This is a genomic window from Eubacterium ruminantium, assembly GCF_900167085.1.
GTDB lineage: Bacteria > Bacillota > Clostridia > Lachnospirales > Lachnospiraceae > Eubacterium_Q > Eubacterium_Q ruminantium.
This window is the reverse complement of record NZ_FUXA01000006.1, coordinates 130,982-156,980: the sequence shown is the minus strand read 5'-3', so window position 1 is coordinate 156,980 and position 25,999 is coordinate 130,982. Positions and strand designations below refer to the sequence as shown.

Annotated in this window: 17 protein-coding genes; all 17 read right to left on the bottom strand. The window is 37.0% G+C overall.

Going from position 1 to position 25,999, the window contains the following annotated elements; genetic code table 11:
- Nucleotides 1-50: 50 nt before the first annotated feature.
- Nucleotides 51-1,172, bottom strand: coding sequence for a sodium ion-translocating decarboxylase subunit beta (locus B5D25_RS04895; RefSeq protein ID WP_078786835.1), 1,122 nt, complete (start codon nucleotides 1,170-1,172; stop codon nucleotides 51-53).
- Nucleotides 1,173-1,220: 48 nt separating this feature from the next.
- Nucleotides 1,221-1,604: a biotin/lipoyl-containing protein gene (locus B5D25_RS04890; protein WP_078786834.1), complete on the bottom strand. Its 384-nt coding sequence runs from the start codon at nucleotides 1,602-1,604 to the stop codon at nucleotides 1,221-1,223.
- Between the two features lie 17 nt (nucleotides 1,605-1,621).
- Entirely contained in the window at nucleotides 1,622-2,560 is a 939-nt protein-coding gene (locus B5D25_RS04885) for an OadG family protein (RefSeq protein ID WP_078786833.1), read from the bottom strand.
- Between the two features lie 42 nt (nucleotides 2,561-2,602).
- Nucleotides 2,603-4,024 (bottom strand): acyl-CoA carboxylase subunit beta, encoded by a 1,422-nt coding sequence (locus tag B5D25_RS04880; protein WP_078786832.1) that lies wholly within the window; start codon nucleotides 4,022-4,024, stop codon nucleotides 2,603-2,605.
- 192 nt (nucleotides 4,025-4,216) lie between these two features.
- Nucleotides 4,217-7,825, bottom strand: coding sequence for an immunoglobulin domain-containing protein (locus tag B5D25_RS04875; RefSeq protein ID WP_078786831.1), 3,609 nt, complete (start codon nucleotides 7,823-7,825; stop codon nucleotides 4,217-4,219).
- A gap of 386 nt (nucleotides 7,826-8,211) precedes the next feature.
- On the bottom strand, nucleotides 8,212-8,772 hold the full coding sequence (gene pgsA, locus B5D25_RS04870; RefSeq protein WP_078786830.1) for a CDP-diacylglycerol--glycerol-3-phosphate 3-phosphatidyltransferase: 561 nt from the start codon (nucleotides 8,770-8,772) through the stop codon (nucleotides 8,212-8,214).
- Nucleotides 8,773-10,101 (bottom strand): 30S ribosomal protein S12 methylthiotransferase RimO, encoded by a 1,329-nt coding sequence (gene rimO / locus B5D25_RS04865; RefSeq protein WP_341443609.1) that lies wholly within the window; start codon nucleotides 10,099-10,101, stop codon nucleotides 8,773-8,775.
- Between the two features lie 2 nt (nucleotides 10,102-10,103).
- Nucleotides 10,104-10,967: a bifunctional methylenetetrahydrofolate dehydrogenase/methenyltetrahydrofolate cyclohydrolase FolD gene (gene folD, locus B5D25_RS04860; RefSeq protein WP_078786829.1), complete on the bottom strand. Its 864-nt coding sequence runs from the start codon at nucleotides 10,965-10,967 to the stop codon at nucleotides 10,104-10,106.
- Between the two features lie 59 nt (nucleotides 10,968-11,026).
- Nucleotides 11,027-12,697 (bottom strand): formate--tetrahydrofolate ligase, encoded by a 1,671-nt coding sequence (locus B5D25_RS04855; RefSeq protein ID WP_078786828.1) that lies wholly within the window; start codon nucleotides 12,695-12,697, stop codon nucleotides 11,027-11,029.
- 84 nt (nucleotides 12,698-12,781) lie between these two features.
- Nucleotides 12,782-15,700 carry an FtsK/SpoIIIE family DNA translocase gene (locus tag B5D25_RS04850; RefSeq protein ID WP_078786827.1) on the bottom strand — a complete coding sequence of 973 codons (2,919 nt, stop codon included), beginning with the start codon at nucleotides 15,698-15,700 and terminating at the stop codon, nucleotides 12,782-12,784.
- Nucleotides 15,701-15,770: 70 nt separating this feature from the next.
- Complete coding sequence (locus tag B5D25_RS04845) at nucleotides 15,771-18,170, bottom strand: glycoside hydrolase family 94 protein (RefSeq protein ID WP_078786826.1); 2,400 nt, start codon at nucleotides 18,168-18,170, stop codon at nucleotides 15,771-15,773.
- A gap of 33 nt (nucleotides 18,171-18,203) precedes the next feature.
- Nucleotides 18,204-20,291: a polyribonucleotide nucleotidyltransferase gene (locus B5D25_RS04840; RefSeq protein WP_078786825.1), complete on the bottom strand. Its 2,088-nt coding sequence runs from the start codon at nucleotides 20,289-20,291 to the stop codon at nucleotides 18,204-18,206.
- A 358-nt stretch (nucleotides 20,292-20,649) separates the two neighbouring features.
- Nucleotides 20,650-20,916 (bottom strand): 30S ribosomal protein S15, encoded by a 267-nt coding sequence (gene rpsO, locus B5D25_RS04835; protein WP_078786824.1) that lies wholly within the window; start codon nucleotides 20,914-20,916, stop codon nucleotides 20,650-20,652.
- 328 nt (nucleotides 20,917-21,244) lie between these two features.
- Nucleotides 21,245-22,345 carry a chorismate synthase gene (gene aroC, locus B5D25_RS04830; RefSeq protein ID WP_078786823.1) on the bottom strand — a complete coding sequence of 367 codons (1,101 nt, stop codon included), beginning with the start codon at nucleotides 22,343-22,345 and terminating at the stop codon, nucleotides 21,245-21,247.
- Between the two features lie 47 nt (nucleotides 22,346-22,392).
- On the bottom strand, nucleotides 22,393-23,277 hold the full coding sequence (xerD, locus tag B5D25_RS04825; RefSeq protein ID WP_078786822.1) for a site-specific tyrosine recombinase XerD: 885 nt from the start codon (nucleotides 23,275-23,277) through the stop codon (nucleotides 22,393-22,395).
- A 244-nt stretch (nucleotides 23,278-23,521) separates the two neighbouring features.
- A complete protein-coding gene (locus B5D25_RS04820; RefSeq protein WP_159444083.1) occupies nucleotides 23,522-24,016 on the bottom strand; it encodes an NUDIX hydrolase in 495 nt (164 codons plus the stop codon).
- Between the two features lie 393 nt (nucleotides 24,017-24,409).
- Nucleotides 24,410-25,951: a ribonuclease Y gene (rny, locus tag B5D25_RS04815; RefSeq protein WP_078786820.1), complete on the bottom strand. Its 1,542-nt coding sequence runs from the start codon at nucleotides 25,949-25,951 to the stop codon at nucleotides 24,410-24,412.
- Nucleotides 25,952-25,999 lie beyond the last annotated feature (48 nt).

Here is a 25,999-nt window from a genome sequence, read left to right as displayed (position 1 = left end):
TTAAAAGTCACATTAGATTTATTTATAACAAAATTAAATTCCCATCAGGATTAGTGAACATTAAATATCGCCATAAATGAACCGGCAGCAACTGCAGTACCGATAACTCCGGCAACATTAGGACCCATCGCATTCATAAGAAGGAAGTTTGTAGGATCATATTCTGCAGCAACCTTCTGTGAAACTCTGGCAGCCATAGGAACCGCTGAAACTCCGGCAGAACCTATAAGCGGATTAACCTTGCCGTGCGTGACTTTGCACATTATCTTACCGAACACGACACCCATGGCCGTACCAAGGATAAATGCAACAAGTCCGAGAACAACTATCTTAAGTGTTGTTGGCTTAAGGAATGCTTCAGCACTTGTTGTAGCACCAACTGATGTACCAAGAAGGATAACTACTATATACATAAGTGCATTTGAAGATGTTTCTGTAAGCTGTTTAACAACACCACTCTCTCTAAAGAGGTTTCCGAGCATAAGCATACCAACAAGTGGAGCTGTTGTCGGAAGGATCATAACTACTACAAGAGTAACAATGATTGGGAAAAGAATCTTCTCAAGCTTTGTAACTTTTCTAAGCTGTGGCATCTTGATAAGTCTTTCCTTTTCTGTAGTAAGAAGCTTCATAACAGGTGGCTGGATAACAGGTACCAGCGACATGTATGAGTACGCCGCCACGGCTATCGGTCCGAGAAGTGTACTACCCATACCAAGCTTTCCTGCAAGGAAGATTGATGTAGGACCATCCGCACCACCGATGATTGAAATAGCTGCTGCTTCTTTTCCTGTGAATCCAAGAACGATTGCAAGGAAGTAAGCACCATAAATACCAAACTGAGCGGCTGCACCGAGTATAAAACTTGGTGGGTAAGCGATAAGCGGACCAAAGTCTGTCATAGCACCAACGCCCATGAATATAAGTGAAGGAAGAATACTCCACTCATCAAGTTTATAGAAATAATGTAATAATCCGCCCTCTTCGATAATACTTGGGAACATATTCACAAGGAACATACCGAAAGAGATAGGAACGAGCAAGAGAGGCTCAAACCCTTTAGCTATTGCAAGATACATGAAGAAAAATGCAATGAGTAACATCACGTAATTCTTCCAGCCAAGAGTAGCAAAGCCTGTCTGATCTGCCAAATTTTTTAATATATCGAGCATTTCTTTACCTCCTCTGGATATCTACCGCAATACAATTAACAACTTATATTAGTTAAGTGTTACAAGTGTATCGCCGGCTTCAACCTGAGAGCCAACCTGAACATTAACAGATGCTACTGTTCCATCCTGAGGTGCAACGATCTCATTTTCCATCTTCATAGCTTCAAGGATAAGAAGAACTTCACCCTTCTTAACTGCCTTACCACTGTCAACCTTAACACCAAGAATCTTTCCAGGCATTGGAGCTGCTACTACTACGCTACCTGCGCTACCAGATGCTGCAGGTGCTGCAGGCTTTGGAGCTGGAGCTGCTGCCTTTGGTGCAGGAGCTGCTGCCTTCGGAGCTGGAGCTGCTGAAACTGCTGATCCATCTGCTTCTTCTACAGCTACATCATATGTTGTACCATTTACTGTAATTCTATAATTCTTCATTATAATAATCCTCCTGATTATCTTACTCTTCTGATTGATCTAACAACAAGTTTGTCCTTGCTGATTGCATTTGTTTTACTCTCATCTGATAATGCTGCATAAAGTGCTGCAGTAATTACAGCAACAAGTTCATCGTCAGATGCAAGATTTTCATTATCGATAACCGGTTCAGCAACCTTCTCCGGAATTATCTCTTCAGGTTTATTTACAACTTTTCCAACCTCAGCTGCCGCTTTCTTCTTACGGTCAGGATTGAAAAGCATTGGAACAAACTTAAGAAGAGAGATAATAAATGAAATAAATATAAGTGCACAGAATACTGTACTCATACCGATAGCTGTATTTGCTCCGGCTTTCTTAAGAAGTTCACTCTTACTGTATACCGCAGATACTTCACCCTGAACAGGTGTGTAAGGATAAATACCCTGCTGAAGCATTTGTGCATCAATAAATTCATCAAAACTCTCATATCCGCTTTCTTTTGCAGCTTCATCAGGATCGATCTGATTATCCTTGCAATATGCTTCTAACTGTCTGCGAAAAGCAGCTGTTTCTTTATAGTACTCAAGATTTTTTACAAATGAAACAGTAACATCAACATCTCTGTTCTCATATGTACATCTTACAGTACATAAAATATCATTACTTGATCCGTTTTTAAACTTAGCCTGTTCTGCACTTCCGCCACCCGGAATAGTTACAAATGCTCCAACCTTATCAGTTGACTCTAACTGATTAAAACCTTTAACCAAGCTGGATTCAAGTTCTGTACCTTTTGTCATATAATATTCAGCTTCATCACCTGTTACATCTTTAAACTGGTTAATGTAGCTTGCGGTCATCGTTGCCATAATATTTTCATTATAATCAAATGGCTTTCCATCATCAGAACTCTTACATCCTGCAAGTGAAAGGAGCATAACTAAGCTTAAAATGAGTAATAGTCTTTTCTTCATTTTTTAACCCTTTCTCTTCTGCAATATCATAAAACCTAGATTTTACAGGCTGGAATGTTTTTTGAATGGTCTCTGCTCATCCTTTGTTGCAAGCATGATAAGTGACGCAATTATTCTCTTTCTTGTAGCATCAGGCTCAATGATATCATCGACATAACCACGTTTAGCAGCAGCTAATACACTGCTCTGAACATTGTTATATTCAGCAATCTTCTCTGAGATAAATGCCTGCTTGTCTGTAGCAGCTTCAAGTTCTGAAGCATACATGATCTTAACAGCCATCTCTGCATCCATCATACCGATCTTAGCATTTGGCCAAGCGTAAACGATATCAGCACCAAGAGCCTTGCTGTTCATTACAGTATATGCAGATCCGAATGCATTACCGATAACAAGATTTACCTTTGGAACTGTTGCATTTGCGAAAGCGTAAGAAAGTTCTGCTGCTGCAGGTGCAATTGTTCCTGCCTCTTCAACTGTTGAAGCATATCCCTCAACATTTGTAAGAGAAAGTACAGGTATATTGAATGAATCGCAGAAGTTAACAAACTTTGCAGCCTTCTTTGCGCCATTTGTTGTAAGAGCTTTTCCACCGTCCTTAACCTGGTTAGCAACACAACCTACTGTAGCGCCGCCAAGTGAAATAAATCCTACTACCATGTCTTTTGCAAAATCCTTCTTAATTTCTACAAAAAGTGAATTGTCGGAAATATTTTGAAGAACAGCTCTCGCATCATCAGCAAAACCATCAAGGTTAGGTATGATTCTGTTGAGATCGTCATCATTTTCATTGATAGCTGTTTCAACGTTATTTGATGGGATAATGCTTATAAGGTTTCTGATCTCACCAAGAACCTCTTCTTCTGTATCGAATGCATTATCAACCAAAGATGTATTCTCACTAAGATATGCAGCTCCGGCAGTATCAAGCTTCTCAGTATAATTATCTGCAAGAGCATTAGGACTGTTAACAAAGAGCTTTGAATTATTCTTTGTCATGTATGTAAAGTCAGATAATGCAGGTATTATCGCCGCACCACCACCGCAGTTACCAAAAATGGCGGTTACCTGTGGGATAACTCCTGAAGCCATTGTCTGCTTAAGATAAAGTCTGCTGAATGCATTAAGTGCATCTGTTGCTTCCTGAAGTCTGATTCCGGCTGAATCAATAAGACCAATTACAGGCGCTCCAACTTTCATTGCCATATTGTAGATGTTGGAAATCTTCTTTGCATGCATTTCACCTACAGCTCCACCAAGAACACTTGCATCCTGGCTGTAAACATATACAAGCTTATTGCCGATAAGGCCATAACCTGTAATGACTCCATCCTTAGGTGTTTCGCAATTTGGAATGTTGAAATCTGTACTTCTGGCTTCTACATAAGCACCAACTTCAACAAAACTTGAATCATCAAGTAAGCAGGCAATACGCTCACTCGCTGATAAACCTTGATTACTCATTTCAGTCCTCCATTATTGTTATATTACCAGATTCTGTAACTATATTTTCACATAACTACAGACCCAATTTTCGCCTAGTATATTGTATTACTTTTGCTCATTTTTTTCAACTTCAAATTTAAAAACCCGGGCACCACTTAAATGAATAAGTTAGCACCCGGGCCAAAGAAAACAAAAACATTGATTATCTTATTACTTTACAGTTAAAATTGCAACATTTGAATTTATTTTAACTGTACCGTTTGTGACAACACATCTGTATTTTGTACCGTTTAATCTTGTTTCAGCCTTTACAGTAAGTGTTGCCGTTTTATTACCTGTAGATCCGCTGTTCTTCCAGGTTTTTCCATTATCTTTACTTATCTGCCACTGATAACTGAGCTTACTTCCGTTTGCCTTAACAGTAAATATAGCTTTTGCTCCTGATTTAGCTGTTTTTGAAATAGGCTGTGAAATAATATTATTCTTTGAAGTTATAGTAACAGTCTGCGATGTCATCATATTAACACCGTCAGTAATAACACATCTAAACTTCTTACCATTATTGGTTGATTTTGCAATCACTTTGAGAGTAGATGTTTTATTGCCGGTAGACCCGCTGTTTGACCAATTCTTTCCGTTGTCACCACTTACCTGCCACTGATATTTAAGATTTGTTCCTCTTGCCACAACTTTAAATGTTGCCGTTTCACCATAATATGCAGATGCAGAACCAGGTTCAGAAGTGATCTTAGGATTTATAATCAGCACTCCGGCATCAGAAATGATCGTATATCCGTTTTTGGTTATCTTACATCTGTATTTGGCTCCATCAAGATCAAATCTTGTTGTGATCTGCAATACATTTGTCTTATTTCCGGTAGACCCGCTGTCTTTCCAGCTCTTTCCGTTATCTTTACTTATCTGCCACTGATATGAAGCATTATTTGGTGAATTCAGTTTAACTTTGAATTTAACTGTATCCCCGGCACAAGTTTCATAACTTGAAACACTTGATGCAATATTTGAGTCAACTATAAGAATCACCGGATCAGTTTCAAGAGTTTCATTTCCGCTCTTAACAACACATTTGTATAAATATCCGCTGTTGCTTTCTTTTGCCAAAACTTTAACTGTTTTAGACTTACTGCCGGTTGCCGAACTGTTAGTCCAGTTTTTTCCTCCGTCTTTAGAAAGCATCCACTGATAAGAAATATTCTCACCTTGTGCTTCTACAGAAAAATTAGCATAGTCACCTTCAAACGCCGTAGTATCAATCGGACTTGATATTATCATAAATGCATCAGGTTGGATTCCATCATAGATAATTATATTAAATGGACATACAAAATTCCCGAAATAGAATACTGCATCATAGCTTCCTGCTTTATCCCAAGAATTATCCGGTCTCTGATTGGTAACAACGCTGTTATTTATATGCAAAAATCCATTTGTAATATTATATTTTGCAATAAGGTCGTCATATACTTCTTGTAAGTTTCCTTCAAATGAAGTGTTGTCAGTGTAGAATATCTTCGCTTTCTCAGGCATAACAAAGTATCCGTCAAACTGCTCAAATACTTCTTTTTCGTCTTTATCAAAATACGAATAAAGCACTGTCTTATCTTTAATATCGCAGTATCCATCTCCAACTGTAAGCTTATCGATGATATTTTTTATTATAACAACCTTAAATTCCGCACTTTTTCCAAGGATCTTGAATGAAACAGTATTTTCTCCCATTTCAAAGCTTTCACCATCCGCCTGTCCGTCAATGGTATAAGCTGAAATATCTCTTCTGTCACATTCGTATATAGAAGCCAGTTCATCAATAACATCATCTGTTCTTCCGCTGATCTTGCTTTTACCGTTAACAGCATTAACTAACTCAACTTCAATCTCATCAGGCCAATAATTATACTTTTTATATGTAATTTCTTTATCGCCATTATACTCAGTGATCACTTCATAGTCGTCATCCAACATATATACATCACCAAGTATTGTCACATTCTTTAAAGGTGATTTTATAATACTAACACTGTAATTACATGATACAGATCCGAATTTCAATGTAACCGGATAAGTCTTACCTGCTTCCCAAATATTTGATGGTGTTTGATCATCATTAGTATAAACATCAAACTTTAATCCAAATTGATCACTTAATTGCTGTCCAAGATCCCATGCATTACCGGTAATCTGTGTACCATCCTTTAAAGTAACTATGATCTCACCCGGATCAACATTATATTTTTCCCATTCATACTCATATCTCTCGCCGTCTACCCAATATTCATATTCTTTATGAACGTCACCTTCAATTATAGTTTTATCATTAACTACAACATTAGCTATAGGCGACTCTAAAATCTTAACTTTGTATCCGCATGAAACAGGACCCATAAAAAGTCTAACCGCATGCTCTGTTCCGGCTTCCCAAATGTTAGTAGGTGTTTGATCATCATCAAATCCTGTATCAAATTTTAATTTATATATATCTTCCAGACGGTCTCTGACATCCCATACGTTACCGGATATAACTGTGTCATCTTTTAAATACACATCAATTTTTTCCGGTTCAACATTATATCTTTCCCAATCTAATTCTATTCTTTCATCATTATCCCAATATTCTTTTTCTGTACGGGTATTTCCTTCCAAAATTTCAAAATCCTGTACAACTATATGATCTATAGGATTAGCCTTAATGACAATTTCGTAGGTTCCTTCCAATTCAAGGAATTTGAATTTTACAGTGTGCTGTCCTGCACCCCAAAGCTTATCCACTTCCTGATTACCATCATCATTCCAGAATCCTGTATCCATATATGGATAATCCTTTTTTATTTTATCACTGACTTCATCATAATTTCCTTCATAAGTTACGTTTCCTGCAGTAACTTTTATATATTCCGGCCAAGTATTATACGCATACCAATCATATTTAACACTTTCATCATTTACAAAATATTCATCTCTTGTTTCGTACTCACCTTCCAGATAAACCTTATCCGATATTTGTATGGAGGTTATTGGATTATTGATAATACTTGCACTGTATTCGTAGCTTTGACCCGCAAATAAAACATGGAAATAATAATCACCTAAACCAAGACTTTGATCAACACTCTGATAATCATCATATACATCACGACTAACACTTGTTAAACCATAATCCTTCTGAAACTCATCAATAGTGTCATAGAAATTTCCTGAATAAATACCATGCGAAGAAGTTTCGATGGTCACACCACTCGGAGACACATCATAAACGTTATAAGACTGATCTAATTTATCATCCCATCTTTCTTGAGTCTTCCCTTCAACCAAAGTTTTGTCTTCTAATCGCACTGCTTCTATGTCATTTTCGACTATTTCAAATGAATATTGACCTGTGGCAATGATTTCATCATCAGCATAAACATAATAATTCACATTATATTCGCCCACATCCAAATCGGTTTTATCACCATATATATCTTCACAAACAAAAGAAAAATTTACTTCAGGATATTTATCAATCATTGCATGTCTAAACTGTTCCTGAACATCCCAAATACTTCCGTACGGCCCATCATTCTTAAAAACCTCACCGGTAGAAAGTTCTATCTCAAGACTTGAAGGATCAAACCTATACCGATATTCTTCCGGTCCTGATTCATACTTATCCCCTTCCAATATTACTGTATTACCTAAAGTAATATTGGAAATGAGAGAATTAAGATCATCATTTTCTTTAGCATATGCTTTGACATTAATAGTACCGACAATAAGTGCTGCCGAAAGAATCATAGCCAAAAATTTACGTAATTTCTTCATATAACCTTTCCCCTTTCTTTGCTACAGGCAACCCCTCTAATTGCCCAATATTTTTACTTAATGTTCATGTTAATTTCATAGCCTCCTTAATAAAAATATTCCCCATAAATATTGTTTTTTTGCTGAAATAAAAAAACAGGCACAACAAGTATCTCTATACCTGCAATACCCATTTTAATCTTCAAGTATCATCAACTGCGCAGTTCTTTAAAAGTATCGCAACAATCAATCAAATACATTTTTATTATATAATATTTCTATATTTTTGTCATTCTATTTATGCATTTAATTTTGTATTGTCTGTCTTTTTATTTGCAATAAAATAAATAAAAAAACGAACCAAAAAGACATATTTTAAAACGTCTGATTGGTTCATTTTTCATTAATTATTTCTGTGTTGAAATAACATCTTTATTCTTTACGATATACTCAAGAAGTGAAATGATTGCAAGCATTGTAGATCCGACTACAAGGATTGCTTCCAGCCATCCGATCACATCATGAACTGTTCCACCGAACTCAGCACCAAGATCAGCGATAAGGAAGCAAACCATTATCATCTGAACAACAGTTTTTACTTTGCCCCACATACTTGCTGCAATAACTCTACCATTGTCAGCAGCTATAAGTCTGAAACCGCTTATGATAAATTCTCTACCAATGAGAATTATTACTACCACACTATAAAGTCTTCCAATGCCGCAAAGAGCAATCATAGCCGAACATACAAGAAGCTTATCCGCAAGAGGATCCATGAATTTTCCAAAATCTGTTACAAGATTATATTTTCTTGCAAGCTTTCCATCCACAAGGTCCGAAAAACTGGCGATTATGAATACGCCTAAAGCATACCATTTATTGCCAGGTATTTTATCAAATACCATGAAAAATACAAAAAACGGAACAAGTATAGCTCTAAACGTCGTTATTTTATTTGGTAAATTCATTTATTGTTCCTCCACTTCCCCAATAAGATCATACTCATTGGCGCTATTTATCTTTGCTTTAAGGATGGTTCCGGAAATAGGTTCATAATTACATTTTACAAATATATAACCATCAACATCCGGCGCATCTCTGAAACTTCTGGCAGCATATATATCTTCATCCGGAATATAACCTTCAATCATTACATCCATTGTACTGCCAACAAGTCTTTGATTAATATCAAAAGAAATCTCCTGCTGAAGACTCATTATCTCATCTTTATATCTTTCTTTCACATCTTCATCAACCTGATCCTCAAATGAAGCTGCAGGTGTACCTTCTTCTTTCGAATATGTGAAAACACCAACCCTGTCAAATTCCATTTTATCAATGAATTCCATAAGGTTTTTATGATCTTCTTCAGTTTCTCCCGGAAATCCGGTAATAAATGTTGTTCTTATCGCTATATCAGGAATCTTCTTTCGAAGTTTACTTACAATATCTATTATATCCTCATTGTCAAGTCTTCTTCCCATTTTACGAAGAATCTTGGTCTCAGTATGCTGAAGCGGCATATCTATATAATGACAAACCTTTGGATTGGTTGCCATCTCTTCAATAAGCTCATCATATATCTCTTCAGGATAACAATAAAGAAGTCTGATCCACTTAATGTCCTCAATCTTAGATAATTCATGTATAAGTTCATGAAGACATTTTTTACCATATTTATCAATACCGTAACATGTAGTTTCCTGAGCTACGAGAATAAGTTCCTTCACGCCCTGTGAAGCAAGATATTCCGCCTGCTTATAAAGTATCTCTTTCGGAATACTTCTGTATTTACCTCTAAATGACGGTATCGCACAATATGTACATCTTTTATCACAGCCCTCAGCAATCTTTAAATATTCGCTGTGAACCGCACCTGTAAGAACTCTGTTAGATGAAAATACAGGAAGCTGATCAAGTGTCTCATAAGCATCATCTTTTTTACCTGATACAAGTCCGTCAACTATATCAGCTATCTTATTGATCGCAGAAACACCCACAAATGCATCAACTTCAGGAAGTTCTTCATGAGCTTCTTTTTTATATCTTTCAGCCATGCAACCGGTAACTATAAGATATTTAAGACGATCCTTTTTAAGTGCCGCAAGATCAAATATAGTATCTATACTTTCTGTTGCCGCATCCTTAATGAAACAGCATGTATTTACTATAGCTACATCCGCTTCATTTTCATCATCCGTAAGATTATAACCTTTATCTTTAAGCTGACCGAGCATTTCCTCGCTGTCTACTGTATTCTTATCACAACCAAGTGAAACAAAAAATATATTAATCATAACTAAATAGCTTCAATCCCATTCTGCATTTCTGCGGCTTCATAACAATTATTCATAAGCATTGCTATTGTCATAGGACCTACTCCGCCCGGAACAGGTGTAATCTGTGAAGCAACTTTTGAAACAGAATTAAATAATACATCACCGCAAAGTTTCTTGTCTTCTTTACGATGAATACCTACATCGATAACAACTGCGCCTTCTTTAACATATGATGCATCTATAAATTCAGGCTTACCAATAGCAACAACAAGGATATCAGCCCTCTTTGTTACTTCTCTTAAATCCTTTGTCTTAGAATGGCAAACAGTAACTGTTCCATTTTCTCTGATAAGAAGCATAGCCATAGGCTTACCTACAATATTACTTCTTCCGACAACAATACATTCAGCACCTGATATTTCAACATGACTTCTCTTAAGAAGCTGGATTACGCCTGCAGGTGTACAAGATACAAATCCTCTTTCGCCGATGCTTAATCTTCCAACGCTTTCAGGATGGAAACCATCAACATCCTTATCAGGAGAGATTCTCTTAATAACAGAATCTTCATTTATGTGTTTTGGTAAAGGAAGCTGAACAAGGATACCGTTAATAGTCTTATCTTCGTTCAGTTTATCTATAAGACTAAGAAGTTCTTCTTCAGTAGTCTCTTCAGGAAGTTCATATGAAACAGATTTAATTCCGGTATATTCACATGCTTTCTTCTTATTGTTAACATATACTGTTGAAGCAGGATCATTTCCTACAAGTATAACAGCTAATGAAACCTCAATATTTTTCTTTTCCTTAAGCCATGTTACCTTATCCCTGACTTCGTCTTTAATATCCTGAGATATTTTCTTTCCATCGATTAAATCAGCCATTTTTCTCTCCCTTTCTTTTATCAATTATAATATTTTCGTGCAATCATATTATTTATTCTTTAGAATAATCCCGAGATTATTCCGTTATCATCAACTGTAATACTCTCTGCTGCAGGATGTTTCGGAAGTCCGGGCATTGTCATTATTGAGCCTGTAAGAGCTACTACAAATCCTGCTCCTGCAGATACATATACTTCTCTAATATTAAGAACGAAATCCTGAGGTCTGCCAAGAAGAGTCGGATCATCAGAAAGTGAATACTGAGTCTTTGCCATACAGATAGGGAATTTACCAAATCCCATTTCTTCAATCTTCTTAATAGAATTTTCTGCGCTCTTTGAAAGAACTATATTCTTAGCACCATAGATATTCTCAGCAATATATCTGATCTTATCTTTGATTGGCATATCATCATCATAAAGAGGCTTGAAATCAGCCTTCTTTGTCTCAAGTGTCTTGAGAACTTCCTCTGCTAAAGCGATTCCGCCTTCGCCACCCTTTTCCCAAACTTCGGAAACAGTCATGCTGCATCCGTAGCCTTCGCAGTACTTCTTAACAAAGTCAAGTTCATCATCTGTATCTGAAATGAATTTATTGAGAGTTACAACTACAGGAACATTGTATTTCTTGAGGTTCTCAATATGTTTTCCAAGGTTAACTATACCCTTCTCGAGAGCTTCCATATTTTCGTTGGAAAGGTCTTCCTTCTTAACGCCACCATTATATTTAAGCGCTCTTACTGTTGCAACGAGGACGATACAATCCGGCTTAAGATGTCCTTTACGACACTTAATATCAAGGAACTTCTCAGCACCAAGATCTGCACCGAAACCGGCTTCAGTAATTGCATAATCACCAAGCTTAAGAGCTGTTCTTGTAGCTCTGATAGAATTACATCCATGAGCAATATTTGCAAATGGACCACCATGAACTATGGCAGGTGTATTCTCAAGAGTCTGGATAAGATTTGGTCTTATTGCATCCTTAAGAAGAAGTGCCATAGCACCAACACACTGAAGGTCTTCTGCAGTAACAGGTTCATTATCATAAGTATAAGCAACGATCATTCTGCTAAGTCTTCTCTTAAGATCAGGAAGATCTTCTGCAAGACAAAGAATCGCCATAACTTCTGATGCAACTGTAATTATGAAATGATCTTCTCTTACAACTCCGTCAGTTCTTGCACCCATACCAATAGTAATATTTCTGAGAGCTCTGTCATTCATATCGAGACATCTCTTTATAACTATTCTCTTTGGATCTATTCTTAATGTATTTCCCTGCTGAAGATGATTATCAAGCATAGCACATAAAAGGTTATTAGCCGATGTGATAGCATGGAAATCTCCTGTAAAATGAAGATTCAGCTTATCCATAGGAACAACCTGAGCATATCCACCACCTGCTGCACCACCTTTAACACCGAAACATGGTCCAAGTGAAGGCTCTCTAAGTGTAACTACAGCATTCTTGCCAAGTCTGCAAAGCCCCTGTCCAAGACCGATAGTTACAGTTGTTTTTCCCTCACCTGCAGCTGTAGGATTAATAGCTGTTACAAGGATGAGTTTTCCATCTTCTTTTTCCTGAAGTCTCTCAAGAGCTGAATCAGAGAACTTAGCCATATAATTACCGTAAAGTTCAATATCATCCTCTCCGAGACCGACTCCTGCAGCCACATCTTTAATCTTTTTCATTTTTGCCTGCTGTGCAATTTCGATATCACTTAACATGAAAATAACCTTCCTTTTAAAAAATATTAATCGTATATCTTTATAACAGAAACCTTAGTAAGCTGTAAAGCATAAACTATAATACTACAAACTTATATAATCATCAAATTGATCCATAGTCATAAGTATTTTTCTTGGTTTTGTACCTTCTTCAGGTCCCACAACCCCGGCTTCGGACAGCTGATCCATTATTCTCGCAGCCCTGTTGAAGCCTATTCTGAATACCCTTTGAAGATTTCCGATTGAGGCTTTATCTTTCTCAATAACAAGCCTTGCAGCATCTTCAAATAATTCATCATATCTATTTCCGTCATCACCTCCGGCAGATCCTTGGGAACTTGACGAAACTGAATTATTTTCAATGGATTCACTTACTGAATCATCATATGAACCATCATTATTTTTCTTTATATATCCGACTATAGAAACAACTTCATCATCGGAAATAAACGCTCCCTGAACTCTGACAGGTTTCGGATAACCGGTTGGATAGAATAACATATCACCCTTACCGAGAAGTTTTTCCGCACCATTCATATCAAGTATTGTTCTTGAATCAACACCTGATGAAACCGCAAATGCTATTCTTGACGGAACATTGGCTTTAATAAGTCCGGTAATAACATCAACCGACGGTCTTTGTGTAGCTATAATAAGATGTATTCCGGCCGCTCTTGCCAACTGGCAAAGTCTTATGATTGCATCTTCTACTTCAGCATGAGCAACCATCATAAGATCTGCAAGCTCGTCTACTATAACTACAATCTGAGGAAGCTTTCTGAATTCAGGATCATCATCACGTGGTCCTTCACTTTCAAACTTCTGATTGAATCCACTGATATTTCTTACGTTATTTTTAGCAAAAAGCTGATAACGTTTTGTCATTTCGACAACAGCCCAGTTAAGAGCCCCCGCCGCCTTTTTAGGATCGGTAACTACAGGTATCAAAAGATGTGGTATACCATTATATCCTGCAAGCTCTACCATCTTCGGATCTATCATGATCATCTTTACATCATCAGGCTTTGCCTTATATAAAATACTCATAATAATAGTATTTATACATACGGATTTACCCGATCCCGTAGCACCTGCAATAAGAAGGTGAGGCATCTTTGCAATATCAGTAACAACTACCTGTCCACCGATATCCTTACCAACTGCAAATGCAAGATTCGATCCAAATGTTTTGAACTTATCATTATCTATAACTTCTCTAAAGAATACCTTTTGATTTTCTTTATTCGGTATCTCAATACCAATGGCAGATTTTCCCGGAATAGGTGCTTCAATACGTATATCTTCAGCCGCTAAAGCAAGTTTAAGATCATCCTGAAGACCCACGATTTTACTTACCTTAACACCCTGCTCAGGCTGGAGTTCAAATCTTGTAACAGCAGGTCCGACGCTATAATCTGTAATGGTAACATTTACACCAAAACTTTCAAATGTTTCCTTAAGCTTCACACCATTTTCTCTTACAAAATCCTCATTACTCTTTGACTTCTTACTCTTACCGTTTTCAAGAAGCGAAACCGGCGGAAATTTATATTCTTTTCTTTTAATTTCTTTTATAGAAGATGAGTCAAGTTCCTCATTCAAATCATCTTTACCATTTGAACCGGATGCATCTTTAGCTAAAGAGCTCTCATCATCATTAAATATCTTTACTTCATCTGATTTTCTCGAGCTTCCAAAAAGAGATTCATTTACAGATTTAACAAAATCTCCGCTTTCTCCGAAGGAAGACTTCTTCCTGCCGGATCCTGATTTAAGATCAAAAATATCTGTTTTAATCGGCTGTTTCCTTGTATGAACACCGGTTCTTCCGGGCTGCTTTTCAACCTTTGATCCATTATCGACAAATATTTCTTCCGAAGTTTCTGCTTCACCTTCCGAGTCGCTTGAAATCTCGTCCGAATCATTTATACCTTCACTGAAAAGGTCATTATATACCTCTTCACTCGGTTCATCAAAAATACCGCCGTTTGCCTTGCTTCTTTCTTTAAAGCTAAGACTATTTATCGAATTATAAGCATCTTCCGAATCATTATCACTCTCAGCAGAATATGCCTTATCTTTCTTTCTCTTGCCCTTCCTATCCTTAACTTTTTCATGGCTGTCCTTAAGGAATTCCGGCATCATATCATTTTCATCTTCACCACTGACATAGATATCTTTAACAGTGCCATCACCGTTAAGTTCCATCATTTCATCAGCCGGATACTCAACATTTTTCTTTTTCTTTCTTCTCTTTGGTTTTTCCGGAACAGGAATTCCGGACTCACTAAGTATTGTCGTATTATTAAGAATATGCTTTGGCTCATGATTAACAATCTTTCCACCGGAAAGAGCCTCTTCATATCTCTCATCGTCATATTCATCCTCATATTGGCTGTAATCATAATTTGCAGTTTCTTTTATACTGCTGCCCATACGTTTAAATAATTTGATAAATGAAATATTGATTATTTCAATTATGGCAACGATTACAAATAATGTTGTAAATATGATACAACCTACTTTACCGATCAATTTATATAAAAGTGACAAAAGACCGCCGAAGATAACTCCTCCACCATCTTTATGTTTATATCCTTCCATGTAAAGCGACTTAACCGTCACATTGCCGGCTCCGGCAATTAACTGCATGATAAATCCTATCAAAAGCAACGCAATACCAACCCAGATAATCTTCTTTAAGACTTTCTTGTTAGTTCCGTTTGATAAAAGATAAGCAGCAGAGAAAAACAGATAAAAAGGAATAAGATAAGTGATAGTTCCGAAAAGTCCGAAAAAGAATCCAGATATCACATTACCCACAAAACCGCATAATTTAAAATTGCTGAGTAGCAAAAAAACAGAGACAGCAAGAAATGCAAAAAGATATATTTCCTTCTGCCTTTCAACCTTTCTACTGTCTTCTGCATTAGAATTAATATTTTTAGTTGAATTACTGCCTCTTGTGCCAGTTGAAGTTTTTCTTCCCTTGCTTGCAGCCATTTTTCACCTCATAATTATCCCTCCGTTAAAGCTTATTCGCTATACGGAGGGATATTTTTATTGTTTCAGCTTATAGTGAAACCACTATATCATTTACATCAGTCAGATCTTCTGCCTTGATATAATCTCCATCCACAACTTTGTCATTTAAAACAAGTTTCTTAACTCCTGATTCAGATCCTGTTTCATTAACAACCTTTATATTAAGCCATTTTCCTCTGAAGAATTTCTTCATTTCAAATTCTTTCCAGTCAGATGGTATAGAAGGATTGATATGAATACCATAAAAATCAGGTCTAAGTCCAAGTATACCTTCAACAGATCCAACCATAACGGTAGATGCTGTACCTGTAAGCCAATGAACATGAGCTCTACCAAAGTTAGGACTATCCTTTCCTTCAGTAAACTGTCCATGACAATATGGCTCAAGTTTTCTTATCTCCGCTTTGTCATTCATAGCTGAAGGAGCACAATCGAGATAATACTCCATAGCTCTATTTCCATGTCCCATCAAACCTTCAGCGAGGATAAGCCATCCCTGAGGCTGAGAGAATATACCACCATTTTCCTTGGTAGAAGCATTGAAAAGAAGCATAAGAGCTCCGTCAAATGCATGATTTCTGTACGCAGGAGCCATAAGCATTGCACCATTATCTGTTGCAAGTTCTCTATGAACAGATTCAAGAGCTGCTTCAGCCTGATCCTTTGTAGCAAGTCCGCTTATTACAGACCAGCTCTGCGGATTAAGCCACATGCTTGCTTCAGGATCGTTCTTAGAACCGATAACAGTTCCCTTTTCTGTGAAACCTCTGATAAATCTATCATCTTCCCAACAAAGCTCATTAAGAATCTTACCAAGGGCTTCCTGTTCTTTATTTACATATTCGATATATTCTTTATCATTCTCAAATTCAGCAAATTTGCTGATGATTGAAAACGCCATATAAAGCTGCATTGCAACGAATGTAGATTCTCCGGCCTTTCCAAGTCTGAGACAGTCATTCCAGTCTGCATGAAGTCCTGCAGGCATCTTATGATTACCAAGTCTCTCCATAGAGAAATTAATAGCTCTCTTAAGATGTGCATAAACACTGTCTTCTTCTTTATCAGCATATGGAATAATCTCATCAATATACTTTGTGTCACCTGTTTCAGCGATATATTTGTATACTGTTGGGAAAAGCCATAATGCATCATCGGCTCTATATGCAGGATGTCCTGTTTCCTTAACGTAAGAAGGATCATCAGGAGTATCCTCATGACCAGGATTATGAGTATATTTAACAAGTGGAAGTCCACCACCGTTACTTACCTGAGCTGAAAGCATAAATGTAATCTGCTCTTTTGCCATTTCAGGAGCAAGATGAATAACACCCTGTATATCCTGAACTGTATCTCTGTATCCGTAACCATTTCTCTGGCCGCAATATACGAATGAAGCTGCTCTTGACCATGTAAATGTCATGAAGCACTGATATGCATTCCATGTATTGACCATCTGATCAAATTCTGCACATGGTGTCTTAACCTGAAGATGAGATAATTTCTCATGCCAATATTTAATAAGTTCAGCACAATCTTCTTCAGTTTTCTTTCCGGGATCAGCATAAGAAGCAACAATCTGTGAAGCCTCTTCATCGTCCTTCATACCAACGATAAATGCTATTTCCTTTGACTCTCCCGCTTTTAAACTAATAACAGTTGAAAGAGCACCGCATGCATTTCCGTTATAGTTAAGAGTATTGCCAAGATCTCCTGATTCAATACCTACAGGATTTCCGTATCCTCTGTAACTTCCAAGGAAATCATCTTTACTACCTGTATAAGATGATACTTCTGCGCCTGCGAGTCCAAAGAATCTATCAGTTGCAGCATCGCCATTAACAGCATTATTTTTAACATTTTCATTAATAACCTGTCTGATACGATTTTCTCTGAAATAAGTTCTTGTAATGAAAAGTGTGTACTGAAGATTAACCTGATCCTGCTCATAATTATTGTTGTTAGTAAACTCAGCATAACCTGAAACAGTAAGACTTCTGTCCTTGTCAGAATTGTTAGTAACCTTTACTTTCCATACTTCATATTTCTTATCAAGAGGAACAAGATAGAGAACTTCCGATTCAATTCCGGAATATTCCGCCTTCATTCTTGAGTATCCTGTACCGTGACGGCATTCACTCTTGTATGTATCAAGAGGCTTGGCTACCGGCTGCCATGTGGCAGACCAGTAATCCTTTGTCTCATTGTCCCTAAGATATACATATCTTCCCGGTTGGTCAAAACTGTTAAATACATATCTGAGAATACGTCCGTTTGCTCCGGACTTCTCAAAACTGTAACCGCCTGCATTGTTAGAGATTATAGCACCGTAAAGTGGTGAACCAAGGTAATTAACCCAAGGTGCCGGTGTATTTGGTTTATCAATTACATATTCTTTGTTTATTTCATCAAAAAAGCCAAATCTCATTTAATTATTCTTCTCCCCGCCGTAGCTATACTTTTATTTATCTGCATCTTTGAGACTAAGACTGATCTTGCCCATTCTGTCAACATCGAGAACCTTAACTCTTACTGTATCTCCGATATTAACAACATCTTCAACCTTAGCAACTCTCTTTGAATCAAGCTTAGAAATGTGGATCATGCCATCCTTATTTGGTGAAAGTTCAACAAATGCACCAAATGGCATGATTCTTACTACCTTACCAACATATGTCTTACCAACTTCGATTGGATCAACAATTGAATGGATGATTTCGATTGCTCTTTCGATACCTGCTTTATCAACGCCACAGATAGAAACCTTTCCGTCATCATCGATATCGATTTTAACACCTGTCTCATCGATAATAGCATTGATTGTCTTACCCTTCTGACCGATGATCTCACCAATCTTATCAGGATCAACCTGCATCATAAGGATCTTTGGAGCATATTCATTAACTTCAGGTCTTGGAGCAGGAATGCACTTAAGCATTACTTCATCAAGAATATAAACTCTTGCTTCTCTTGTTCTTCTGATAGCTTCCTTGATGATATCTGTTGTAAGACCATGAATCTTGATATCCATCTGAATTGCTGTGATACCTTCTTTTGTACCTGCAACCTTGAAGTCCATATCTCCGAAGAAATCTTCAAGTCCCTGTATATCTGTAAGTACTACATAATCATCATCTGTCTCACCTGTAACGAGACCACATGAGATACCAGCTACAGGAGCCTTGATTGGAACACCTGCTGCCATAAGCGACATACATGAAGCACATGTAGAAGCCATTGATGTAGAACCATTTGATTCAAATGTTTCTGAAACCGCACGTATTGCGTATGGAAATACATCTTCTGAAGGAATTACAGGAAGAAGCGCTCTCTCTGCAAGTGCACCGTGACCGATCTCACGACGTCCAGGTCCTCTTGAAACCTTTGTCTCACCAACTGAGTATGAAGGGAAATTGTAATGATGGATATATCTCTTTGTTGTGATATTTACATCAAGTCCTTCAACTTTCTGAGCCTCTGAAAGAGGAGCAAGTGTTACAACGTCACAAATCTGTGTCTGTCCTCTTGTGAACATAGCTGAACCATGAACTCTAGGAATGATATCAACTTCTGCTGCAAGTGGTCTGATCTGGTTGATTGCTCTTCCGTCAGGACGCTTATGATCTTTAAGGATCATCTTACGAACTGTCTTCTTCTGATACTGATAAAGAGCATCATCAAGACGTCCAAGCCAAGCTTCATTATCTGCATATTTCTCACGAAGTTTTTCCTTCATTGCAAATATATTATTTTCTCTTGTCTGCTTATCATCTGTGAATACAGCCTCTTCCATTGATTCCATTGGATACTCAGCCATTATGTCAGCCATAAGATCTTCAGGAACTGCATAACTTGTGTAGCTGCTCTTTGGCTTACCACACTCAGCAACAATCTGATCGATGAACTCGATAACCTTCTGGTTAACTTCATGAGCTGCAAATATAGCCTCAAGCATCTTATCTTCTGGAACTTCATTTGCACCAGCTTCGATCATGATAACTTTTTCTCTTGTAGAAGCAACTGTAAGTTTAAGATCAGAATTAAGATTCTGTGTAGAATTTGGATTGAAAATGAATTCTCCATCAACAAGTCCAACCTGTGTTGTAGCACATGGGCCGTCGAATGGGATATCTGAAATTGATACTGCGATTGCTGTACCAAGCATAGCTGTAAGTTCAGGTGCACACTCAGGGTCAACCGACATTACAAGGTTTTCAAGTGTTACATCATTACGATAATCCTTTGGGAAAAGTGGTCTCATAGGACGATCGATAACACGGCATGTAAGTGTAGCATTCTCCGATGCCTTTCCTTCACGCTTATTGAATCCTCCAGGGATCTTTCCTACTGCATACATCTTCTCATTATACTCAACTGAGAGTGGGAAGAAATCAATACCTTCTCTTGGTTCTTTTGCTGCGGTTGCAGTTGAAAGTACAACTGTGTCTCCATAGTGAATAAGAACTGCTCCATTTGCCTGCTTACCAACTCTGTCTACATCAACACGAAGAGTTCTTCCGGCAAGCTCCATTTCAAACTTTTTGTACATTTTGTTTCTCCTTAAACATTATTTTTATTCCAAGGTTCCGAAACGACTGAAAATTACATTTTAAGTCATGAAAATGCCCTTTTCAGTAGTCTCGGACAAACCTTAAAACAATCTTAGTTATTTTATCATAGTAATCAAGATTCTTCAAGCCTTAAAGCCATTTAAAACCTCAATATTCATAAAGCAAATCAGCACTTTATGAAAATAAAAAATCACGGATTATCTTACTTCAGGAATATAATCCTTTACGCAAGGTGATCCGTGATTTTTTCTCCGCAGTCTATAAATAATACAGTCTGCTTCGATCTTTCTTTAACCAACAAACAAGCCGGTCAATATTAATTTCCGAAAGTTAAAATTATTTTCTAAGTCCAAGACTCTCGATGAGCTTTCTGTAACGCTCGATATCCTTAGCCTTAAGGTAAGCAAGCATATTTCTTCTCTGACCTACCATCTTGAGAAGACCTCTCTTTGAATGATGATCATGAGGATGAACCTTAAAATGCTCATTAAGATCGTTGATACGTGCTGTAAGAAGAGCTACCTGAACTTCAGGAGAACCTGTATCTCCATCTCCATTACCGTATTTTGCAATAATTTCTTTCTTCTGTTCTGCTGTAATCATAGTTACAACCTCCTTCATAATAGTATCGCCTGTTACCGGGAATAAGGTCGGAGTCTTCCTCAAACTAAGTAACGGCTTATTTAATATACGATTGTTGAATAAACAACAATTCGTTAGCATGATAGCAAATATATAAGTATTTTGCAACTTGTATTTTATTAATATTTTTTACTTCATCAGGCCATATAAAAATATTGACTTTATTACATCAGGCCGTATAAAAATATCAACTTTATCATATCCTGCCGCTAAAAATATTGATCACGGCACACCCTTCTGTATGCAGATATTGATCATACCTCATTTTATTGTCAATAAATCGACACGCTTAAACCTCGTATATTTTCTTTAAATTATCGAGTTTGGAACTACAGTTCATAAGTAATGCATCTGCAATAACAAGTGCCGACATAGCTTCAACTACTACAACAGCTCTTGGTGCGATAATCGGATCGTGACGCCCTTTTATTTCAAGTTCTATATCTTCATGCTTATTATTTACTGTTTTCTGGCTCTTATAAATTGACGGTGTAGGCTTAAATGCCGCAGTAAGAATAATGCTGCTTCCGTCACTTATTCCGCCGAGAATTCCACCCGAATTATTGGTTCTTTTCCTTACTTCACCGTTATCAATATAGAATTCATCATTATTTTCCGAACCTTTAAGTTTCGAAACAGCCTTACCGTTTCCAACTTCAAATGATTTAACGGCACCGATGGACATTATTGCTGAAGCAAGCCTTGCATCAAGCTTATCAAATACAGGATCGCCAAGTCCTGCAGGCACATTATCAATAATGCATTTTACTACTGCGCCCGAAGAATCTTTATCTGCCGAAACATTTTTAAGATATTCCGCAGCTTTTTCTGCCGCGTCCTTATCAGGCATATATAGTTTATTATTTGAGATTTCATTTTTATCAAACTTATTATAATCGATTGATATATCTCCAACCGATTCAACGAAAGTCGTGAAATTAATCCCGAACTCACTGAGTAACTTTATAGCTATTGCGCCGGCAGCAACTCTTCCTGCTGTCTCCCTTCCGGAGGATCTTCCACCGCCCCTATAATCTCTGAATCCGTACTTTTCATCAAAAGTATAATCAGCATGTCCGGGTCTGTAACACTCAGCTATATTGCTGTAATCTTTTGAAATCTGCGAATTGTTATTGATCATCAAAGAAATAGGCGTGCCTGTAGTTTTACCTTCAAACACACCGGACAAAATCATAACTTTATCAGATTCATTTCTTTTCGTGGAAAAATCAGACTGGCCGGGCTTTCTTCTATCCATAAACATCTGAATATAATCTTCGTCAATAGCAAGCCCTGCCGGACAACCATCAAGAACTGCCCCAAGCGCAGGACCATGGGACTCTCCCCATGTAGTGCATTTTAAAATATTACCAAAAACCGATCCTGCCATATATTTATCCGGCTGAAAATCTGCCGGTTCCTTTCTTAAAACTATTATTAAACACCAACTCTTGGATGAGCTTTATCATATACTTCCTTTAGTTTGCTTCTCTTACTTTTCAGATAAATCTGTGTGGTTGAAATATCAGAATGACCAAGCATTTCCTGAAGCGATCTAAGATCAGCCCCATTATTAACCATATGCATTGCGAAAGAATGTCTTATCATATGTGGAGTAATATCTTTATCGATATTAGCTCTTGTAGCATATAACTTAATTATCTTCCAAAATCCCTGTCTGGTCATCTGCTCACCCTTACAATTTGTAAATAAGAATTCAGAATCACCACACATTGAAGGTCTTACCTGATACAAATACTTTGTAAGAGCATTCTTTGCAGCATTTTCAAATGGAATAATTCTTTCACGACCATTATCAATACACTGCACAAAATTAAGTGATATATTAACATCTGAGACTTTAAGTGAAATCAATTCAGTTACTCTCATACCTGTTGCATATAAGAGTTCAAGCATGGCTTTATCTCTAATTTCTTTGCTTGATTTGCCACTAGGCTGCTCCAAAAGAAGTGAAACCTCTTCGATAGAGAGTGTTTCAGGAGTTTTCTTTTCAACCTTTGGTGGTTTTATATTTTCAGTAGGATTCTTTGATATAATTCCCTGATTAAGTAGAAATGAAAAAAAAGATCTGATGCTGGCTACATTTCTTGAAACGGTAGCCGAACTCATTCCATCCTTTTCAAGCTTTAGAATATAAGAATTAAGCATTGTGTTATTGACATCACAAAAAGAAGAAATCTTATTTAAAGACATATACTCTGTAAGTTTGTTAAGATCCCTTCTGTATGAAGCAATGGTATTATTGCTTGAACGTTTAACATTCGTAAGATATTGAATGAAGTTTTCTATATTTTCTCCCATAAATCTCCAGCCCCAAAATAATACTGTTTGTTACAGTATAATTACAAATTAACATAAAATCAATGTAATTTTTTCACAAAAAACAACGCATTTTCGTTGCATATAGCCAATTTCACAAAATCAAGTATAGCATTACGTAACCTTGCACCATATATTGCTGAAAAATATTCGAGGAAAAAATCAAAATATTAACAATATAATTGTAATATTTTCGTAATATTTATATTTTCAGTTGACATAACAACTATTTTAATTTATTTTTCATATCTTTATATGCTAAAATTGCAATGATTGTTTTACTGTCTATTATCTTATGCTCATATATATTTCTTACTGCCTCATCAAGCGACATTCTGATCAGTTCTATATATTCATCATCATCCCTTTTGATTTGGCCGTTTTTTAGATCAGTTCCGATAAATATAGCCGTCTGCTCATCAAACAATCCAACTGCAGCTATCATCTTTGTAATATAAAACACCTTTTCAGGAATAAAACCGGTTTCCTCTTCCGCTTCTCTTAAAGCACATTCTTTAAAATCCTCTTCAGGATAATTCTGACATCCTGCCGGTATCTCAATATCATAATCATCAAGCGTATTACGATACTGCTTAACAAATATCAGTTCTTCTTTCTCTTCTCCATTAACAGAAGCTCTATCAACAAGAAGTATTCCGGCACCGCTTCTGTTATGAACATAATCATATCTAACCTCTTCACCGTCCGGTTTTAAAATCACATCTTCATACACCTCAACTCTATTGCCTTTAAATATAAGTGTCCTATCAAGACGTTTCATATGTTCCGAAGTTATAACGGATTCATTATTCGTCCTCTGATCATCTGTATTTTGATGGTTTGTGTTTTGATTGTTTGTATTTTGATTGTTTGTATTTTGCTCGTTCATTTTTGGATCATTTATGTTTAGATTGTTTGTATTTTGCTCGTTCATTTTTGAATTATTTATGTTTAGATTTTTTTCCATATAATTCTTCACCTTCCCCAATGTGATTTATATATTAAAAATATCACTCAAAAGATGATATAAGTTTTGCAAAATTTATATAATAAGGATTGTATTAAAAAATCCCCTGATAATACTATCAGGGGATCAGTAATTACATTAATGCTATTACTTAGCGTAATCAGTAATGCGTGATTCACGAATAAGACTGACTTTAATCTGTCCAGGATATTCGAGCTCATCTTCGATTCTCTTAGAGATATCTCTCGCAAGAAGAACCATATCAGCATCACTAACCTGCTCAGGAACAACCATGACTCTTATCTCTCGTCCTGCCTGAATAGCAAAGGTCTTGTCAACACCACTAAATTCATTGGCTATCGCTTCAAGTTTAGAAAGCCTTGTAGTGTATGTCTCTAATGTCTCTCGTCTAGCACCAGGTCTTGCAGCTGAAATTGTATCAGCAGCCTGTACTATACAAGCAATCAAACTTTCAGCTTCACAGTCACCATGATGTGATGCTACTGAATTAATAACAATAGCGGATTCTTTGTACTTTCTACAAATATCAACACCAATAGATACATGTGAGCCTTCCATCTCATGATCAACGGATTTACCAATATCATGAAGAAGTCCTGCTCTCTTAGCGAGCTTAACATCTTCACCTATCTCAGCTGCTATAAGTCCACAAAGCTGTGAAACTTCAACCGAATGCTTAAGAGCATTCTGGCCATAACTTGTTCTGAACTTCATTCGACCAAGAAGCTTAATGATTTCCGGATGTAAACCATGAACACCACATTCAAGTGCGGCAGATTCACCTTCTTCACGAATCATTGTTTCTACTTCTTTCTTGGCCTTCTCAACCATCTCTTCGATTCTTGCCGGATGGATACGTCCATCAACGATAAGTTTCTCAAGAGCAATTCTTGCAACTTCTCTTCTGATAGGGTCAAAACATGATAAGATAACTGCTTCAGGTGTATCATCAATAATAAGATCAACGCCTGTCATAGTTTCAAGAGTCCTGATATTTCTACCTTCACGACCGATGATTCTACCTTTCATCTCATCATTTGGAAGCTGAACAAGTGATATTGTGGATTCTGAAACAACATCAGCTGCACATTTCTGTATAGCTGAAACCACATAATCCTTTGCTTTCTTATCAGCTTCTTCTTTAGCTCTGGATTCCAATTCCTTGATCATGACTGCTGTTTCGTGTTTAACTTCATCTTCAACAGTCTTTAGTAAATATTCCTTTGCTTGTTCAGAGGTGAGTCCGGATATTCTCTCCAGTTCCTGTAACCTTTTGGATGAGAGCTCATCTATTTCTGCCTTTTTCTTTGCAATCTCGTTTTCTTTAACTGAAATCTGTGACTCTCTCTTCTCAATAGCGTCACTCTTCTTATCGAGATTTTCCTCCCTGGCAAGAACTCTCTTCTCCATACGCTGAATCTCATTACGCCTATCTTTGACTTCTTTATCAATCTCGTTCTTAGTTCTAAGAGCTTCCTCTTTAGCAGCTATAACGATCTCGCGCTTTTTGTCTTCAGCGGTCTTAAGTGCATCATCTATTATATCCTTAGCCTTGTCTTCCGCTTTGCCAATCTTAGCTTCAGCAATGTTCTTACGATATGCTGTAGCAGCAAACCATGTCGCAACAACGGCAACTACAAGGATAATAGCAAAGATCACTATGTCCACAGGAGCACCTCCTTATTTAATTTTCGCCGTACAAAAGTACAACACATA

Bases quoted from the DNA above. Each gene is read 5' to 3' on its own strand.
- B5D25_RS04855 (WP_078786828.1), bottom strand. From the start codon at position 12,697: ATGTTAAGTGATATCGAAATTGCACAGCAGGCAAAAATGAAAAAGATT.
- aroC (WP_078786823.1), bottom strand. From the start codon at position 22,345: ATGGCAGGATCGGTTTTTGGTAATATTTTAAAATGCACTACATGGGGA.
- xerD (WP_078786822.1), bottom strand. From the start codon at position 23,277: ATGGGAGAAAATATAGAAAACTTCATTCAATATCTTACGAATGTTAAA.
- B5D25_RS04875 (WP_078786831.1), bottom strand. From the start codon at position 7,825: ATGAAGAAATTACGTAAATTTTTGGCTATGATTCTTTCGGCAGCACTT.
- B5D25_RS04880 (WP_078786832.1), bottom strand. From the start codon at position 4,024: ATGAGTAATCAAGGTTTATCAGCGAGTGAGCGTATTGCCTGCTTACTT.
- B5D25_RS04850 (WP_078786827.1), bottom strand. From the start codon at position 15,700: ATGGCTGCAAGCAAGGGAAGAAAAACTTCAACTGGCACAAGAGGCAGT.
- pgsA (WP_078786830.1), bottom strand. From the start codon at position 8,772: ATGAATTTACCAAATAAAATAACGACGTTTAGAGCTATACTTGTTCCG.
- B5D25_RS04840 (WP_078786825.1), bottom strand. From the start codon at position 20,291: ATGTACAAAAAGTTTGAAATGGAGCTTGCCGGAAGAACTCTTCGTGTT.
- B5D25_RS04895 (WP_078786835.1), bottom strand. From the start codon at position 1,172: ATGCTCGATATATTAAAAAATTTGGCAGATCAGACAGGCTTTGCTACT.
- folD (WP_078786829.1), bottom strand. From the start codon at position 10,967: ATGGCTGATTTAATCGATGGAAAGAAAATATCTCAGGATATTAAAGAC.
- B5D25_RS04845 (WP_078786826.1), bottom strand. From the start codon at position 18,170: ATGAGATTTGGCTTTTTTGATGAAATAAACAAAGAATATGTAATTGAT.
- B5D25_RS04890 (WP_078786834.1), bottom strand. From the start codon at position 1,604: ATGAAGAATTATAGAATTACAGTAAATGGTACAACATATGATGTAGCT.
- B5D25_RS04885 (WP_078786833.1), bottom strand. From the start codon at position 2,560: ATGAAGAAAAGACTATTACTCATTTTAAGCTTAGTTATGCTCCTTTCA.
- rpsO (WP_078786824.1), bottom strand. From the start codon at position 20,916: ATGATTACAGCAGAACAGAAGAAAGAAATTATTGCAAAATACGGTAAT.
- rimO (WP_341443609.1), bottom strand. From the start codon at position 10,101: ATGATTAATATATTTTTTGTTTCACTTGGTTGTGATAAGAATACAGTA.